At 57.4% G+C, this 15,237-nt stretch carries 14 protein-coding genes; 4 read left to right on the forward strand and 10 right to left on the reverse strand.

From position 1 onward, the window contains the following. Nucleotides 1–100: 100 nt before the first annotated feature. Nucleotides 101–1,702 (reverse strand): amino acid ABC transporter substrate-binding protein/permease, encoded by a 1,602-nt coding sequence (locus tag ACSYSO_RS06445; protein ID WP_489760289.1) that lies wholly within the window; start codon nucleotides 1,700–1,702, stop codon nucleotides 101–103. 332 nt (nucleotides 1,703–2,034) lie between these two features. Between ACSYSO_RS06445 and ACSYSO_RS06450 the strand changes: the two genes are divergently transcribed. The 4 genes from ACSYSO_RS06450 (at nucleotide 2,035) to ACSYSO_RS06465 (ending at nucleotide 5,333) form a co-directional block, all read left to right on the forward strand. Further along, nucleotides 2,035–2,643 carry a C39 family peptidase gene (locus tag ACSYSO_RS06450; RefSeq protein WP_489760290.1) on the forward strand — a complete coding sequence of 203 codons (609 nt, stop codon included), beginning with the start codon at nucleotides 2,035–2,037 and terminating at the stop codon, nucleotides 2,641–2,643. A 207-nt stretch (nucleotides 2,644–2,850) separates the two neighbouring features. Continuing rightward, nucleotides 2,851–3,831 (forward strand): glutamate ABC transporter substrate-binding protein, encoded by a 981-nt coding sequence (locus ACSYSO_RS06455; protein ID WP_489760291.1) that lies wholly within the window; start codon nucleotides 2,851–2,853, stop codon nucleotides 3,829–3,831. Between the two features lie 15 nt (nucleotides 3,832–3,846). After that, nucleotides 3,847–4,530 (forward strand): amino acid ABC transporter permease, encoded by a 684-nt coding sequence (locus ACSYSO_RS06460; protein ID WP_489760292.1) that lies wholly within the window; start codon nucleotides 3,847–3,849, stop codon nucleotides 4,528–4,530. Then, nucleotides 4,521–5,333, forward strand: a complete 813-nt coding sequence (locus tag ACSYSO_RS06465) for an amino acid ABC transporter permease (protein WP_489760293.1) — start codon at nucleotides 4,521–4,523, stop codon at nucleotides 5,331–5,333. Before ACSYSO_RS06460 ends, ACSYSO_RS06465 begins: the two co-directional genes overlap by 10 nt. A gap of 1 nt (nucleotide 5,334) precedes the next feature. Here ACSYSO_RS06465 and ACSYSO_RS06470 read toward each other — a convergent pair whose 3' ends face one another. The 9 genes from ACSYSO_RS06470 to add all read right to left on the reverse strand — a co-directional run bounded on the left by ACSYSO_RS06470 (nucleotide 5,335) and on the right by add (nucleotide 15,087). Then, a complete protein-coding gene (locus ACSYSO_RS06470) occupies nucleotides 5,335–6,705 on the reverse strand; it encodes a metallophosphoesterase (protein ID WP_489760294.1) in 1,371 nt (456 codons plus the stop codon). An 84-nt stretch (nucleotides 6,706–6,789) separates the two neighbouring features. Continuing rightward, on the reverse strand, nucleotides 6,790–7,635 hold the full coding sequence (gene phnE, locus ACSYSO_RS06475; protein ID WP_489760295.1) for a phosphonate ABC transporter, permease protein PhnE: 846 nt from the start codon (nucleotides 7,633–7,635) through the stop codon (nucleotides 6,790–6,792). Continuing rightward, nucleotides 7,635–8,450, reverse strand: a complete 816-nt coding sequence (gene phnE, locus ACSYSO_RS06480) for a phosphonate ABC transporter, permease protein PhnE (RefSeq protein ID WP_489760296.1) — start codon at nucleotides 8,448–8,450, stop codon at nucleotides 7,635–7,637. Before phnE (ACSYSO_RS06480) ends, phnE (ACSYSO_RS06475) begins: the two co-directional genes overlap by 1 nt. Then, nucleotides 8,450–9,208 (reverse strand): phosphonate ABC transporter ATP-binding protein, encoded by a 759-nt coding sequence (gene phnC / locus ACSYSO_RS06485; RefSeq protein WP_489760297.1) that lies wholly within the window; start codon nucleotides 9,206–9,208, stop codon nucleotides 8,450–8,452. The genes phnE (ACSYSO_RS06480) and phnC overlap by 1 nt, the downstream gene beginning before the upstream one ends. Nucleotides 9,209–9,335: 127 nt before the next feature. Next, complete coding sequence (locus tag ACSYSO_RS06490; RefSeq protein WP_489760298.1) at nucleotides 9,336–10,271, reverse strand: phosphate/phosphite/phosphonate ABC transporter substrate-binding protein; 936 nt, start codon at nucleotides 10,269–10,271, stop codon at nucleotides 9,336–9,338. 202 nt (nucleotides 10,272–10,473) lie between these two features. Next, complete coding sequence (locus tag ACSYSO_RS06495; protein WP_491701710.1) at nucleotides 10,474–11,394, reverse strand: HAD family hydrolase; 921 nt, start codon at nucleotides 11,392–11,394, stop codon at nucleotides 10,474–10,476. A 187-nt stretch (nucleotides 11,395–11,581) separates the two neighbouring features. Beyond that, nucleotides 11,582–12,277: a 50S ribosomal protein L1 gene (gene rplA / locus ACSYSO_RS06500; RefSeq protein ID WP_489760301.1), complete on the reverse strand. Its 696-nt coding sequence runs from the start codon at nucleotides 12,275–12,277 to the stop codon at nucleotides 11,582–11,584. Nucleotides 12,278–12,290: 13 nt separating this feature from the next. Then, a complete protein-coding gene (gene rplK, locus ACSYSO_RS06505; protein ID WP_489760302.1) occupies nucleotides 12,291–12,725 on the reverse strand; it encodes a 50S ribosomal protein L11 in 435 nt (144 codons plus the stop codon). Between the two features lie 1,345 nt (nucleotides 12,726–14,070). Further along, nucleotides 14,071–15,087 carry an adenosine deaminase gene (gene add / locus ACSYSO_RS06510; RefSeq protein ID WP_489760303.1) on the reverse strand — a complete coding sequence of 339 codons (1,017 nt, stop codon included), beginning with the start codon at nucleotides 15,085–15,087 and terminating at the stop codon, nucleotides 14,071–14,073. Nucleotides 15,088–15,237 lie beyond the last annotated feature (150 nt).

A 15,237-nucleotide genomic window follows, 5' to 3' on the forward strand; every position in this document is an offset into this window, starting at 1 on the left:
TCCGGCTACACCCATCATCTCGTCCGTCATGGTTTCTCCCATCATCATTCTTCTCATCAGCATTTCTCTCATCGTCGCATCATCGTTGTGGATTCGCGGTTCACTTCTTGTTCAAACGTCGGTCGACAATGTTCGCCAGCCACGTGAGCACGGTGATGGCCACGAAGTAGATGACACCGACCATAAGCAGTGTCTCCGTAACGCGGAAGTTCGCCGCATAGAGCTGTTGTGCCTGGTAGAGCAGGTCGGCGAAACCGATGGTGAGCAGCAGCGAGGAATCCTTGAGCAGAATGACCAGTTGATTGATCACGGACGGTGTGGCGTAGGCAATGGCCTGCGGCAGCACGACTTTACGCATGGTCTGCCCACTGGTCATACCCAGCGAGCGCGCCCCCTCGGTCTGACCGACATCCACCGACTGAATGGATCCGCGGATAATTTCCGTCAGGTATGAGCCGGAGTTGAGCGAAAGCGTGAGCAAGCCGGAGATCCACAGCCAGTGCGGCAGCGAGTGACCGACCATCTGCGGGATGCCGAAGTAGAAGAAGAAGGCCCAGACCAGCACTGGTGTGCCGCGGAATATGGCCGTATAGATCCTGGCAATCCACTGAAGGATCTTGTTCTCACTGACACGCATCAGCCCGAACACCAAGCCAAGAATGAGGGCGACCACGAACGAGAGCACCGTAATGATAAGCGTGTTTTTCAGGCCTGTCATCAATGCCGGGAAGGACTGTTTGACCAAATCCCAGAATCCTACCTTCTTGACGGTTTTGACGCTGTTGGTGTCTTTCGAACCAGTGGCGTTGTCCCCCAAGTAGGTGGTAAGTATCTTGTCGTATTGTCCGGATTCGCGCAGCTGTGCAAGACCGACGTTGAAGGCCGCGAGCAGTTCAGCATTACGCCCCTTGTTGACGGCGAAACCGTAGGAACCTTCCGGAACCTTGGGCGTGACGGCTTTCAGCCCGTTGTTTTGCGAGATGCCGTAAGCGAGCACCGGATAGTCGTCGAACATGGCGGCGGCGTTGCCGGACTTGACCATTTCAACCATTGTGGCCGACTGGTCAACAGGCTTTACAGTGAAACCGTACTTCTCACTGATCGACTTGGCGTAGGTCTCGCTTTCGGAACCGGTTTTGACTGTCACCGTCTTGCCCTTCAGCCCCTGGTATCCCTTGATGCTGTCGTCGGACTTGGCGACGGCCATCTGCACACCGGACTGGAAGTACGCGTCGGAGAAATCATAGGCTTGGCGCCGCTCGTCCGTCATCGACATGCCTGCGATGACGCCATCGGCCTGATTCGAGCTCAAAGCCTGCACTGCCGCATTGAAGCCAAGCGACTGAATGGTGACGGTGAACCCTTGGCTTTTGGCGATGCCGTTGACAATGTCCATATCGATACCAACGAGCTTGCCGTTTTGCCTAAATTCAAAAGGTGCGAATGTGGTATCCGTGGCGATGGTGTAGTGCCGCCCCTTGGCCTTGGCTGCGAGCGCCTTCGTCTCGTCGGTGACGCTCGACTTGCCGGACTGGTCAATGCCTTTGTTTGCGCCTTCGGCTTGCGTTGCAGCCGTTGCGCTCACAGCAGTGGAAGCCTGTGCATCATCGGGGAATGCGACAGAGAAGCCGAAGCTGGCCACGACCATCAGTGCGGCCAGCAGGAAAGCGAGCCATTGATGTGCCGATCCCCGCGTCTTCACATGTGTTGTCCTATGTGGAAAACCAGTCATAAATATCCTTCTTTTCGACGTAACAGTTTGTGCGGTTCACTGACGCTCAGCAAGACTCATGTTTGGTCTTCGCCTGCGATGCTCAGCAAACATCCGCTTTTAGTAACTCTTAATGCCGTATTCGTTGTCCGGTCTCATTACGATATGGCAACATCCTATAGCAATTCCGTTTTCGTGTATGTTACAGATATATCACCGCCGAGACAGACCGAACACAGTCACGCAACACTCCGGCCCGGCATTACACTTGTTGTACAGACGCGCACAGCCTGTGTTCCTGCTACCGGCAAGTGAGGGGAATCATGAAAAACGATTTGATCTACCAGTCCACCGACTACACATGCGCCCCCACCACCGTGTTCAACGCGCTGCGCTACCTGTACGAGCGTGAGGAGCTGCGCCCGGACGTGGTGTGGTCCGTGTTCACCCGCACGATGGACAATTACGATCCCGATGGCACTTTTGCCGGCAACGGCACCTCACCAAGCGCCATGTTGGCGCTGATGGACATGCTTAACATGTACGGCGAGACGGGACGATTCCCCATACGAGCACAGCTGTATCGGGGAGATCAGGCTCTGGCCGGTGCAGCCGGAAGCCCTTTGCGCACTGCGATACAAGATGGGGGAGCCGGCATGGCACGTATCTGGTCCAACAAGATGAATGGCCATTATGTGCTCGTCACCGGATTCTCTCGGCTTCCTGACGGCCAGGACGCGGTGGAGGTGTTCGACCCTTATCTGAATTCAGCTGTCGATGAAATGCAGGTCCAACGTATCGAAAACAAGCCCGGACGCGCCAATCGCCTTATCTCCGTACGGTTGTTCGACGGCGGTGAGCGCCGACCGTACGCCTTGGTCAACGACGAGCACCAACGTCGCGTCATCATTGTTGACCGTGGCGATGCATGATAGCTGGCGCCGTACGAATTGCCGGCATCCGCCATACCGGTGTGATGGGGTTTGCTGATAGTCCAGCATAAGCAACATCAATATCGTAAATACCCGTGTCCGCCCATTTCCGTAACCAACTTGTTTTATACTTACTGGAAGCCTCGCTCCGGCGTGCAGCATCCGTACGTTCAACTTGAGGCGAAAATCAAGAGAAGGAGTAGTGCCATGACCGTCCTTACCCGAAATGTCAAGAAAACCGCATCTCTTATAGCAGCGCTCACTGCAACCGGTATGCTGTTGGCCGGTTGCGGCGCCACCGGCGACACCAAAGCCGACAACAAATCCTCGTCCTCGGCGCAAAGCGAGACGAAAAACTCAGTCGGCAAGCCGCTGGACACCAAGGCTTACGACGCTCTCATCAAGAGCGGAGACGTGGCTTCCGCAGCTGATGTGAATGCGAACAAGTGGGCCGCATCGGTCAAGAAGGACGGCACACTGAAAGTGGGCGCGGTCAAGACTTCCACACTGTTCTCGCTGCAAAGCCCGGACGACGGTAAGCTACGTGGATTTGATGCCGGCCTGTCTCAACTGCTGGCACGATATATCCTCGGGGACGCCAAGACCAGCGTGAACGTGGTAGATTCCTCCACTCGCGAGGCTGTGCTGCAGAACGGCACGGTGGATGCTGTGTTCGCCACGTATTCCATCACCGACCAGCGTAAGGAAAAGGTTGACTTCGCCGGACCTTACTACAGCTCCAAGCAGGGCATTCTGGTGCGTTCAAACAACGACGACATCAAGGATGTCAAGGATCTGGCCGGCAAGACCGTAGGCGTGCAGGAAGGCTCCACAGGCCCCCAGATCGTCAAACAGTATGCCCCAGAAGCCAAGATCCAACAATTCCAGACCGATGCCGAAATCGTGCAGGCGCTGAAGCAGAAGCGCGTGGATGCCTATGTGGTCACACAGTCGTTGCTGCTCGGAGACGTAGCAAAGGACCCGAAGTCGCTCAAGGTGGTCGGCGAAGGCTTCGGCACCGAGGATCCCGCCGGCATCGGCTTGCCTAAGGGCAGCGATGCCACCACGTTCGTGAATGCCTGGTTGAAGAAAATCATCGATGACGGCACGTGGGCCAAGCTGTGGCAACTCACCATCGGCGACCGCACCGGCGTTGACAAAGCCCCCACTCCCCCAACGGTTCAGTAACAGGTTCAGTGGCGTATGACCCAAGCAAATTCGGGATGGGACAGCATCCTTTTTCTCCTTCAGCATTACTGGCGAGATTACTTGTCCGGTTACGGGGTGACACTGCGCATCGGCGTCATCTCGTTCGTCTTGGCTCTGGCGCTCGCGCTGGTGCTCACGGTGTTCAGGGTGAGTCCCATCCCTCCGCTGCGGACTGCGGTTTCCGCGTACGTAGAGGTATTCCGTAACATTCCAGTGCTCAGCCTGCTGATTTTCATCGTCTTCGCACTGCCGGAAGTGGGTGTGGTGCTTGACTACGAGCCGAGCGTAATTGTCACACTGGTATTGGTCGGCTCGGCCTTCGGCTCCGACAACTTGCGTTCAGGCATCAACGCCATTGACGTAGGGCAAATTGAGGCGGCCCGCTCGTTGGGTCTTTCGTTCCGCCATATCGTTTCTTCCATCGTGCTTCCGCAGTCGTTGAGAGCCGTGGTGCAGCCTATGGTCACTCTGTTCATCTCGCTGATCATCAGCTCCTCGACCGGAGCGATGGTGCCGTTGGCTCACGTTGAGTTGACCGGCTTGGTATCGCGCATCAACAACGACGAATCTTTGGGGATTCCCACATTCTTCGTCGCAGCGCTGTTTTATGTGTGTACTGGATTGGTCATTGCTGCCATCGGTCGCTTCTTGGAGAAGAAGGTCATGCTATGGCGATGACACCAACTGAATCCGCACTGTTCGAGTCCGCCGGGCCGCGCGCACGGCGACGTATTGCCATCGGCACCGCCATCGCTTTGGTGGCCGTGGCTGCTCTGGTGGTCTGGGTGGTCATGCAGCTTGACGCGAACGGCCAGTTCGACCCGATGTATTGGAGCCTGTTCGCCAACGTGAACGTGTGGAAGTTCTTGGGGCAAGGTTTCGTGGGAACCGCTCGCGCCGCGTTGGGAGCAGGAGCCATCGCACTGGTGGGCGGTCTGGTCCTCATGTTCGGACGCATCTCGACCATTGCGCCGATTCGTTGGATTGCCACGGCCGTCATTGAGTTCGTCCGGGGCACACCGACCCTGTTGTTCATCTACTTCTTCTTCCTGGTACCCAGTCAGTTCGGCATCCACCTGAGCACATACTGGATGGTGGTCATACCCGTTTCTCTGGGTGCTTCCGCAGTGCTGGCTGAGGTGTATCGCGCCGGCGTGCAGGCGGTGCCTACCGGGCAGAAAGAAGCCGGTCTGTCCATCGGTCTGACCAAGTGGCAGAACTACCGTCACATCATCTTGCCACAAATGATGCAGATCATTGTGCCCACTCTGGTAACCCAGCTGGTCGTGGTGGTCAAGGACACCACGTTCGGGTATGTGGTCACCTATCCGGAGATGATGCAGAACACCAAGGTCATCATCGCCAACTACAACAGCCTGCTGCCGGTCTACCTCGTCACTGCGATCATCTACATCCTGGTCAACTACGCGATTTCACGCTTCGCACGCTGGCTGACCTACCGTATGGGCAGGAAACAGTAGATCAGCAACCGTTGCAGTAGTGCAGGTACTCGTCGAAGAGGTTGTCGACCGTGCGGCTTTCCAAGCGATATGCAGGGAAGGCCGACGGATCATTCGTAATGATGCGATACCCGCCCAGCGGGTCGGCCTGCGGTTCGGCCTCGCCGATATGCCCGATGAGACCGGCATTCGCATAATGGCGGTATTGTTCGGCGCCGAGGTGGAACACCGAAAGCGAGTACGGGGCCGGGAACGCTCGTTTGAAGTCTTTCCGGGCAATCACACCGCCGTGCGGCATGAAGGAGTACCGGTACGAGGCAATGCCGGTCTTGTCGGCCACGTATTGCGCAAAACCGGAGACATCCACCGACTCGTCCATCCAGTGCCGATAGTCCTCAAGACGCAGTTGCCGGGCAAGAAGATCCTCCTGCCCGCTCTCCAGGAAGTTCGCGTCATCCCGACTGCCGGGACCACCCCAATCAGCATCTCGGCGCTCGTCGGCACCATGACCCGGATCCATTCCGTGCATGTCAATCAGACTGGCCTCTCGCGAAAGCACGCTGCCATCATCGCCGATGGTGAAGCGCATGCAGCCAACGTGGGAGCCCTGGTAGCCCGGCTGCACATATACCGCGCCTTGGCTCTCGCCGCAAGCGGTCCGATGCTGGTGCCCACACAGCAGGCCGTCGATGCCCGGCACCTCGCTGAGCATACGGTAGGCTTCATCCTCACCGGTCGCATATTCGGTCGGATGCCCGTCGCCCATGTCACATTCGATGCCGCCATGATAGGCCACCACAACAAGATCGCAATCCTGCCGCACCTGCGTCACGGTGTCACGCACGCACTCCACAGGATTGAGCACATGGATGTCGGCGGTGTTGGCGAATGCCGTCAGTTGCGGCAACGCTCCTGTAACCGCTCCAATCACGCATACGCGCACCTGAGCGACCTGCACCATGCGGTACGCGGGGAAGAGAGGGACTCCGTCCGCATCGGTCACATTGCAGCACACCAGACGCTCCCCCAGCACCGGCACCTGCCTGCGCAGGAAGTCCGAGCCATGGTCGAAATCATGGTTGCCCGGGGCCATAGCGGCATACCCGAATTCCACAGCCATATCGGACAGCGGCGAGGGAACGGAAGACTTGGCAGCACACTGGTCATCTTCCAAGAACGACGTGTATGCACTGCCAAGGAAGAAGTCCCCCGCATCGATGAGGATGCTCGTGGCTGGGTCGAACCGTTGCATGGCCAGAGAACCCGCCATGATACCGGCGGCGTGCCCTCCTGCCACGGACGGATCGTCGCCATCCCACCCGGCGGCCCTCCCAAGAGCCGCCGGGACAAAACCGTGCAAATCGCTGGTTCCCAGCACTGTGACTTCAGTCATGCAATCTCCTTCACCGATGCGTCCGCCCGCAAGATGCACGAGTTAGACGCTTTAAACGCGTTGATCGAGTTCAGCAGGCATCGATTAGAGCAGCTTTTTGCGCAGCCACCCGGTCACCAAGTCGATGACCGCAACTACCACGATGATGCCCAACAGCAGGATGCTCACCCGGTCCCACTGCCGGTTTTGAATGGCGAAAATCAGCGGGGCACCGATACCGCCTGCACCGACCAAACCGAGCGTGGCGGCGGAACGCACCGCAATCTCGAAATGATTAAGCGACAGCGACGCGAAAATGGGCATCAACAGCGGAATACGACCGAACAGCAGAGTCTTGGTAAACCCTGCACCGACGGAAGCCATCGCCTCGGCCGGCTGATCGTTCATGTTCTCGATGGACTCCGTGTACAGTTTGCCCAGCATGCCGATTTGATGCACGCCCAATGCCAGAACGCCTGCGGCGGGACCGGGGCCGACCACCTTGACGAAAATGATGGCGTAGACCAGCTCGGGGAACGCACGAAGCACATCGGTGATGAACTTGGCGACCTTGGGCACGATACGCGCATGCGGCCACAGCGTAGTAGCGCTGATGAACGACCATGGGAACGCGATGACCGTGGAGATGATGACACTCAAAAACGCAATGGCGATGGTTTCGAGCATAAGGGACACCAGATCCTCGCCCGAACCGTCGTAGACATACCCCCAGTCGGGATGCAGGAGCTGCCCGAGCGTGGTGCCGAGCGTGCTGAACGACATCGGTGTTTTATCTGAGTAATCCACCGTGGCGAAGGCCCAGACCACCACCAGGACCATGAGCGCGTAGCCTGCCCGTTTCAGCCATTGCATGGCTGTCAAAGAAGCAGCGGAACGATGCCCGGCATTGCCGGAGGGACGTGAAGCAGTTGTTGCAGCCACCTTGTTCATCAGCGTACCGCCTTTCTGATGGCCTCGCTCAAGGTATCCACGATGACGACCAGCACCAGGACAGTAAGGATGACGAGGGATACACGGTCGTAGCGCATGAGGCTCAACGAGGAGTTGAGCATCACGCCGATGCCGCCGGCACCGACATAGCCGAGCACCATCGAGGCTCTGATGTTGATCTCGAACACATACATGGCGTACCCTACGATGTCGTCCATGATTTGCGGAGCGATGGCGGTCCAAGCGATTTGCACACGGTTGGCGCCCACCGACCGTGCGGCCTCGACCGGGCCGAGATTGCTGATTTCAATGGCCTGATAGACCAACTGGCCGACGATGCCGAACGTGAACACGGCGATGGTGGCCACACCGCTGACCTGCCCGATGCCCACGAAGGTGACGATCAGCGCGGCGAGCAGCAGGGTCGGTATGGTGCGGATGATGTCCATGACAAACCTGGCCACACCGGTCACCGCCATATTGGAAGTCACAATCTTCGTGCCCAGAAATGCGAACGGCACAGCGAACACCAGTCCGATCACCGTTCCCACCACCGACATGCGGATCGTCTGCAGCAGTGGAGTCCACAGTGTCGGGAAGAATCCCCAGTCGGGGCGTAACAGTTTCGAGAAGAAGTCTCCGGCCTGGTCGGCGTTGGAGAACACCTCACCCAAGTCGGTTTCCGTGATATTCGCAGCGGCGAGCACACATATGGCCAGCACGGCAAAAGTCAGCGCACGCTTGAGCAACGAACGATGGACGGTCTGCGAGAGAGGACGGCGAGCAGATGCGGCCGTTGATACTGTCTGTGCCATCACCGCTCCTCGCCGCTGTCGGAAGCGGACTGGTAGATTTGCGCGAATATGTCGTCACTGAGCTCGTCGGGGGTCCCGTCAAAGACGATGCGACCTCGACGCATGCCCAGGATGCGCGTGGCGTACCGTTTGGCAAACTCCACCGAATGGATGCTGATCAGCACCGTGGCATGCTCCTCGCGGTTGAAGACCTGCAAGTCGTCGAGAATGGTCTGGGACGTGACCGGGTCGAGCGAGGCAACCGGCTCATCGGCCAGTAGCAACCGAGCCTGCTGCACACGGGAACGGGCGATGGCGACGCGCTGTTGCTGGCCGCCGGAGAGCTGGTCGCTGCGCTCCTGCGCCTTGTCGAGCAGCCCGACGTTATCCAATGCCTGATCGACCAACGCATAATCCTCTTTGGGGAAGATGCCAAACAGCGTTTGCAGGGTGGAATAGCGGCCAAGACGCCCCGATATGACGTTCTTCTGAACCGTGGCATTGCCGACCAGGTTGAACTGTTGGAAAATCATGCCGATTGCACAGCGCATCTTACGCAGCTGGCGACGGCTGGCGTGCGTGATCGACTCGCCGTCGATGCGAATATCTCCCGAAGTCGTGTCTTCCAGCCGATTAACGGAGCGCAGCAGTGTGCTCTTACCTGCTCCACTCGGCCCGATGATGGCCACGAATTCGCCATCGTTCACCTTCAGGCTGATGTCGTCAAGTCCGACGGTACCGTTGTCGTAACGTTTCACGACATGTTCTATTTCAATCATGATGTCTCCGTTGTTGCTCGTTCATCGCCAAGAGCCCAGCCTCGCAATCTGGAATCTTGGCGAGGCAAACGGGCCGGCAGGGGCTGCGCTCAAGTAACTCGCGCAGCCCCTGTCGTTATATCAGCGTCTACTCCGCCGCCTTGTTGATGTAGCTTTCGATGGTGTCATAGGTCTTCTCGTTGACGGGACTGTAACCATCATGGTTCCACATCTTCATCGCCGTCTTGCCTTCCTTGTCGTTCTTCATGTCAAGGAACGCCTGCTTGACCTTGTCTTGCATGGCCTGATCCATCTTGGGGTTCACCGCGATGGCATCGTTGGGAATGTCACCGTCGGTGAGGTACAGCACTCGCAGTTCCTTGTACAGATCATGGCCGGGGAACTTGTCGCCGAAGGCGTTTCTCGTCCCCTCAAACCCGAAGCACGCGTCCTGCTGAGAGCCGAGCACCGCGGTCAGCTCGCTGGGAATATCGTTGACGGTGGTCAGCGTGGACTGGGTGACCGGGTCCACCCCAGCCTTGCTGCGCATCTCCACCACCGGGTAAATGTAGCCACTGGCCGACCCGGGGCTGAGCGTCGCGATCTTCTTACCCTTAAGATCCTTCAACGTCTTGATGGGACTGTCGGAGCGCACCAGCACCTCGGCCTTGTACGAGCTCACCATCTTGTCCGGCGTCGGCCTGCCGGTCTTGCGGTCGTACCCACCGCGCTCGGAAGTCAGCAGAGCCTTGGCAGCCTTCTTATCCCTGGCCTGCACATAAGCGGCCGGAGGCATGACGCCGATGTCCACCTTGCCGGAAGACATGGCCTCCACAATGGTGGTGTGGTCGGTGGCCAGCGTCACCTTGACCGTGCGGCCGAGCTTGCGCGTCATATAGTCCGCGAACGGCTTGGCTTTGGCCTGCATGGAACCGTCGTTGTTGGTGGGAACGAACTGCAACGTCAGCGGCTTGTCGTCCGACTTGGCAGAGCTGGAACTACCGCACGCCGCCAGCGAGGCGCTGACCGCAACGACCGCAGCCGCAGCGAGCATCGTTCTGAGTAGTTTGGAGGATTTTTTCATGACATGGTCCTTTCGAGAGCAACCACTATGCATTGTGTAGCGAAACGATGAGGTGGATATTGATTATCGAAGAAAGATGAACTAATGAATGAAACGATAATGAACGATGAAATATTGAGATAGCTGATACAGCTGAGTACTACAAACGATCAACATACGCAACGGTATGTCCACAACGAAACGGCACACTTACGGTGTCATGTCAAGCATCCTCCCCTCTCCACGCCGAGCACCCATCAATAATGGGCTGATACAGCTCAGGTAGCGTCGCAGCCTGATAGGTTGGATGCGGACCTGAGACAGATGATTCAGGTGTGCGCTCGCCGATGAGCGCTCCCTGAAAACCTTGTGCGACCACTGGTTCAACGTCATTGCTCCAGTAATCGCCGATGCTCAACAAGTGCGTTGAGCGCGCGGTAGCAGTGAGATAAGCGAGATGTTCGTTCCAATGGGAAGGCTTGCCGGCGGAGGCAATGACCTCATCGAACAGGCCGTCGACCCCGAAACGCTGCAGGGTTTGCACCAATCCGGTCGTCGGGGAATTGGAGAGCAACACACGGCGGCACCCCAGCTCTCCCAATGTCTCAAGGAACTCATGGAGTCCATGTGGAGCGTGCACTGAAACTGAGCCGGACGCCAGATCCTCACGACTGGCCAGGTACGCTTCATTGCGCAGCTCGGGCCCTACAGACTCCCCACACAAAGAAACGACGGCATCGTAGCCGTCGTTCCAATCCACTGCACCCGCAATCTCACCCTGCGCGGAATCTTCTGGGCCCTTTGAGATCTTTGAATTTTCTGGGCTCGTTGGACCTTCTGAGTTCTTTGGCCCTTCTGAGTTCGCGGAATCCTCAGAATCTGATGGATTTACTGGATTCGCTGGATTCGCTGGATTTGCTAAAGCATGCAGATAGCGGTACAGCATATGTTCTGCTTCAGCTCGTCGTGGCTCATCGAGATGTGCGAATGCATGGTGCGCGTAAGCAAGAACGGGGCCATCCCCCAGACTTATGGTGCCATCAAAGTCGAAGACCACCGTCCCGAGGTATAACTTGTTAGAAGGAATTGGCCGTTGTGTTCGACCAGTGGAGAACTCCTGCAAGAGCGATTCCTCTAATGGCATAAGTCCGATTATAGCTTAGAGAGAGATATAACACGCCCGTACCTCACATTTTCGAATGGGACACTGTTAACGTGATGGAACTGTCAGAAACCTCAGAAAAGCAAAAGCGGCGAGACAGCTCAACCGTCTCACCGCTTTTGCAGTCATCCCAGCGCCTGCAAGCAGACGCCTACCGCATCAGCCTCGCTTAGAGCAGCGTGGCGATGTCGAGCGGAATGCCGGGGCCCATCGTCGAGGTGATGGTGGCACCCTGGATGTAGCGTCCCTTCACCGTGGAGGGCTTCAGGCGCTTGATTTCGTCGGCCACAGCCTGGAAATTCTCGGTGAGCTTGGCATCATCGAACGACATCTTGCCGATGATGAACGCCAAGTTGCCGTCCTTGTCCACGCGGAACTCGATCTTGCCGCCCTTGATGTCGGCAACAGCCTTGGCCACATCCATGGTCACGGTGCCGGTCTTGGGGTTCGGCATGAGGCCACGGGGGCCGAGCACGCGGCCCAAACGGCCGACCTTGCCCATCATGTCGGGGGTGGCAACCACGGAGTCGAAGTCCAGGAACCCGCCCTGAACCTTCGTCACCAGCTCGTCATCGCCCACGATGTCGGCGCCAGCCTCGGTCGCTTCAGCAGCCTTGGGGCCGCGAGCGAACACGAGCACCTTGGCGGTCTTACCAGTGCCGTTAGGCAGGTTGACTACGCCGCGGACCAGCTGGTCGGCCTTGCGAGGATCCACGTTGAGACGATACACAGCCTCGATGGTCTCGTCGAAACCACGCTTGGGCATGCTCTTGAGGAGCGCTACCGCCTCGGCGGCGGTGTACAGATTGCTCGAATCGACCTTTTCGGCCGCTTCACGATACGCTTTTGAGTGCTTCTTAGCCATCTGTTTCTCTCCCTTACTCGTTCACCGTGATGCCCATCGAGCGCGCAGTGCCCTCGATGATCTTCATGCCAGCTTCAATGTCGCGCGCCGACAGGTCGGGCATCTTGGTTTCGGCGATTTCGCGAACCTGAGCCTTGGTGACGGAGCCGACCTTGGTGGTCAGAGGATTGTCGGTACCCTTCTTGATGCCGGCAGCCTGCTTGAGCAGTGCCACGGCCGGAGGGGTCTTGGTGATGAAGGTGAAGGAACGATCTTCGAAGACGGTGATCTCAACAGGAATAACCTGGCCCATCTTGTCCTTCGTGGCGTCGTTGTACGCCTTGCAGAAGTCCATGATGTTCACACCGTGCGAACCCAGAGCCGGGCCGAGCGGCGGGGCCGGGTTGGCCTTGCCGGCCTCAATCTGCAGCTTGATTAAAGCTGTGACCTTCTTATTCTTGGCAGCCATACTATGCTTCCTTTTCTTTCGTGCGGTACCAACGGTCGCTTCCCTATTCAGCAGCACGCGCGTTACGACCTCTGCCGTTCCGCTTGGTTTCAGCCGGTTATTGGCCGACTCACCATGCGCGCCACCGTGTCCGGAAGTCTCCTCCCGCAATCGATATTGCTGTGCTGTGCTAGCGGGTCTCCCCTCCAGGCGCAAGCTTTCCCATTGTCCCTCTCAAGCCCGACAAGCATTACGCTTCAGAATCAATGACAGGCTCTCTTGCAACGGTCCATCTGTTCCGCTTGCCTCGGGCATGTTCATTTGCCTCGTCTGCTGTATTTGTCTTGTCTATTTCATTTGTCTCAAGCACGCATTCATCCGCCCGCTTCGCTTGCTCTTGGTGCCTCGGTCATCGGCCACTGCCCAACGTCCAACGTCCAATGTCCAATGTCCAAACCGTACCCACAATCCGGATATCACAATCAAACGCGTACATTTCAATCAATATTGCGCCCTGACCTGACCAGACCGTACCCATCTTCCGCAATAAACCACCAAACCGGGTACGGTACGGCCACCAACCCCCCACCTTCATGACCAAACCGTACCCACAAACCACCACAACCACCACAGCAGGTACGATACGGTCTCCAAACCCAACCTTCACAAACAAGCCATGTCCACAATTCGGATATCACACATCAAACGGGTACATTTCGGTCAATATCACACCCTTACTTGACCAAACCGTACCCATCTTCAGAAACAAACCACAAAACAGGTACAATCCGGCCACAATACCACGCATCGCACCAGACACCAGCCCCTACCGCGCACCCAACGCAACAAAACCCGACGCTCACACCAACTCAGCGACGGTTCGGACGCGCACTCCGCACCCAACGCAACAAAACCGACGCTCAGGTTTGAGCAGTAACTGTTGGTTCCGTTGCATCACTGTATCCTCGCGTACCCGAATCGACACTCGAACTTGTTAAGCGACGGTTTAGTAGCACATCGCTCGCCTCACGCAACACAACCGTCACCCACACCGCCTCAGCGACGGGTTGGGTGCACGGCACTCACCCTGCGCAACAGAACCGACGCTCACTCCAGCTCAACGACGGGCTGGGTGCGCACTCTGCTCCTAACTCACCCAGCTCAGCAAACGCACCACATACGAACAGACCTCGCCTATCAGCTAGGCGAGGTCTGGTGCAACATCGAGCTGGTCCTAACACAGTTGCGCAGCAACATAGCCACGGTTACACAAATATAGTGTCACACAACCACGCGGTCGCACAGCCCACGGTCATGCGGTTGCACGGTCTGCAGCCCACAGCTACGCAGCTACACGGACGAGCAGTTACACAGCTGCGGCCATGAAATCGTCAATTTGCTTGAGATATTCAGCCTTACGTTCCTCGCTGATCCACGAGGTCTCGAACGAGTTGCGCGCCAACTGTGCCAACTCCTCCTTACTGAAGCCGTGCTCCTGCCCCAGCAGCAGGTAGTTGTCGGCAATGTAGCCGCCGAAGTAGGCAGGATCGTCAGAATGTATGCTGATCTTCACACCTTCGTTAAGCAGTTCGCGAATCTCCTTGGACTTGCAGTTCTGCGGGCAGATGAAGCTGTTGGAAATCGGGCAGCTAGTGAAGCCCGTGCCTTTGGCCTTGGCAAAGGCAACCAAATCCGGGTTCTCCACAATGTTGGTGCCGTGATCGATGCGCTCCACCTCGATGATTTCCAACGCCTGCTTGATGTGATCGATGGAATCCACCTGATCGATGTCGCAGTGCATGGTGATGTGGTAGCCCTGCGCCACACCGTCTGCAAACTGCGTTGCGAATTTGAGCGGCGGATGATGATGCTCGTCGGAGTCAAGCCCCAGCCCCAAGATACGGTCACGGTACGGTTCAGCCTCAGCCAGCGTGCGGCGCGCGGATTCCTTGGACATATCGCGCAGGAAGCACATGACCAGCTGGGCGTCCACCGCATCGCAATCGTCGATGGCACGCAGCAAACCGTCAATCACCGTGTTGAAGGCGACACCACGGCTAGTGTGCGCTTGCGGGTCGAAGAAAATCTCGGCGTGCTTGACGCCGTTGGCCTGCGCGCGGGTGAGGTATGCCGTCATGAGATCGTAGAAATCCTGCTCGGTCTGCAGCACATTCATGCCGGAGTAGTAGGACGCGAGGAATGAAGGCAAATCGTCAAAGTTGTAAGTGGCGCGAATTTCTTCCACGCTGTTGTATTCAAGCTCAATACCGTTGCGCTGAGCCAGTGCGAGCTTAAGCTCCGGCTCCAGTGTGCCCTCAATATGAACATGAAGCTCAGCTTTGGGCAGGTCGTGAACGAAGGATGGCAATGCTACATCTGACATGAGAATTTCTTTCTGTGATGTGTCAATTGTGTGTAAATTGCATCACTATTATATCAATTTCGTGCCCACAAACGCTGCTGCGAGGCGGAGCTGCAGAGGCGCAGCGGTGAGGAGGAGCGGTGCACGAACCGGAGCGGCGGCTGCCCTAGG

This window comes from Bifidobacterium sp. ESL1130, from assembly GCF_058507935.1.

Excerpts from the sequence above, each read along its gene's own strand:
- ACSYSO_RS06450 (WP_489760290.1), top strand. The coding sequence starts at position 2,035 with ATGAAAAACGATTTGATCTACCAGTCCACCGACTACACATGCGCCCCC.
- ACSYSO_RS06455 (WP_489760291.1), top strand. The coding sequence starts at position 2,851 with ATGACCGTCCTTACCCGAAATGTCAAGAAAACCGCATCTCTTATAGCA.
- ACSYSO_RS06460 (WP_489760292.1), top strand. The coding sequence starts at position 3,847 with ATGACCCAAGCAAATTCGGGATGGGACAGCATCCTTTTTCTCCTTCAG.
- ACSYSO_RS06465 (WP_489760293.1), top strand. The coding sequence starts at position 4,521 with ATGGCGATGACACCAACTGAATCCGCACTGTTCGAGTCCGCCGGGCCG.
- ACSYSO_RS06470 (WP_489760294.1), bottom strand. The coding sequence starts at position 6,705 with ATGACTGAAGTCACAGTGCTGGGAACCAGCGATTTGCACGGTTTTGTC.
- phnE (WP_489760295.1), bottom strand. The coding sequence starts at position 7,635 with ATGAACAAGGTGGCTGCAACAACTGCTTCACGTCCCTCCGGCAATGCC.
- phnE (WP_489760296.1), bottom strand. The coding sequence starts at position 8,450 with ATGGCACAGACAGTATCAACGGCCGCATCTGCTCGCCGTCCTCTCTCG.
- phnC (WP_489760297.1), bottom strand. The coding sequence starts at position 9,208 with ATGATTGAAATAGAACATGTCGTGAAACGTTACGACAACGGTACCGTC.
- ACSYSO_RS06490 (WP_489760298.1), bottom strand. The coding sequence starts at position 10,271 with ATGAAAAAATCCTCCAAACTACTCAGAACGATGCTCGCTGCGGCTGCG.
- ACSYSO_RS06495 (WP_491701710.1), bottom strand. The coding sequence starts at position 11,394 with ATGCCATTAGAGGAATCGCTCTTGCAGGAGTTCTCCACTGGTCGAACA.
- rplA (WP_489760301.1), bottom strand. The coding sequence starts at position 12,277 with ATGGCTAAGAAGCACTCAAAAGCGTATCGTGAAGCGGCCGAAAAGGTC.
- rplK (WP_489760302.1), bottom strand. The coding sequence starts at position 12,725 with ATGGCTGCCAAGAATAAGAAGGTCACAGCTTTAATCAAGCTGCAGATT.
- add (WP_489760303.1), bottom strand. The coding sequence starts at position 15,087 with ATGTCAGATGTAGCATTGCCATCCTTCGTTCACGACCTGCCCAAAGCT.